This window comes from Ruegeria sp. CDSA246 (assembly GCF_059611225.1).
In genome coordinates, this window is sequence record NZ_JBXWPD010000054.1 from 1 (window position 1) to 1,396 (window position 1,396).

Consider the following 1,396-nt stretch of genomic DNA (forward strand, 5'->3'; position numbering starts at 1 on the left):
GCGGCATAAGCCTTTGCAATGCCGTCCGCGCGATCGCTCCGCAGCACCTGCTCTGCGGCCGCGACAGCTGACTTGGGTCCCTGATCTACAGGTTCCAAACCTTGCACAAGACGTTGGATATGAAGCCATGCTAGCAAGCCCGCTGCGGAGGCGTATTCCGGATCTCGATCCAAAGCCAGTTTTGTCAGTCGTATTGCCTCTATGTTGTCTTGGTCAGTCAGCAAGTGGAAATGTGATAAAGCTCGGAGGTAGAGCTCGTATGCCTGTAAGTCCTTGGTGGGTTTTGCACGCGCACGATTTGTTTCAGCGTGCCGCACCGATGGTTCAATAGCTGTAACTACGTCTTCGGTGACTTGATCTTGAAGATCAAAGATGTCGTCGAGCACACCGTCAAAGCGGTCCGCCCACAAATGGCTCCCATTTTCGGTATCTATGAGCTGTCCCGTGATGCGGACGCGCTGCCCGGAACGCCGAACGGAGCCTTCCAGTACATACCGAACCCCTAAGTCGCGGCCCACGTCGCGGATGTCCGTGCTTTTCCCCTTATAAGCAAAAGAAGAATTTCGTGCGACGACCATCAACCAACGAAACCGAGATAGCTCAGTTATGATGTCTTCCGTTATGCCATCGGCAAAGAACTCCTGCTCCGGATCACCCGACATATTGTCGAATGGGAGCACTGCGATTCCCGGCCTCACATCCGCTTTGATCGCGAGATTGGCTTTCGTACCCTTTGGCCAACACCAGATTCCAACATGCCGCGTGATGTTTTTCAGTTCGGTTTGCTCTCCGCCGTCGAATAATCCCGCATCGTTACGGTCAAGGCTGTTATGTGACGTATCCGAAAAGAGCACTTGTCCCGGCTTCGCGAGAGCCTCCAGACGCGCCGCAACATTGATGCCGTCGCCGAAAATGTCATCGCCATCGGTTACCACTTCCCCTGTGTGAACCCCGATGCGCAGTTTGATGTGGTCAGGTTTGAGGGCGGACTGAACTGCAATCGCGCAAGCTGCTGCTTCAGATGGTGATTGAAACTCGACGATCCAGCCGTCGCCCATGCTTTTGATCAGTGAACCATTGGTATCTTCCACGATCGGGAGAAACGTGTCCTCGCGGAAGGTCTTTAATGCAGCGACTGTGCCAGTACGGTCCTGATCCATCAGCCCGGAATAGCCCACAATGTCGGCGGCCAATACCGTCGTGAGACGTCTTCCCATTCACCCCTCCTCTTTGCAATGAAGTTAGCTCGGTGGGTTGCTTCTGTCAGCCCATTCGTCAGATTTTGAAAAGCCTTAATGAATAGAAAGCACAGGTACAGGCATACACGCACAACTAAAAAGGTAATGCTCAAATACCTGTCGCGCATTCAGCAAACGGTCACCTTCATATCCGCGGA

Annotated in this window: 1 protein-coding gene; it reads right to left on the reverse strand. The window is 53.4% G+C overall.

Annotated elements, in window-relative coordinates; all coding sequences use genetic code 11:
* A partial coding sequence (locus tag AC2FI9_RS22775; RefSeq protein WP_496771009.1) for an adenylate/guanylate cyclase domain-containing protein occupies positions 1-1,217 on the reverse strand: 1,217 nt, incomplete at its 3' end.
* Between the last annotated feature and the right edge of the window lie 179 nt (positions 1,218-1,396).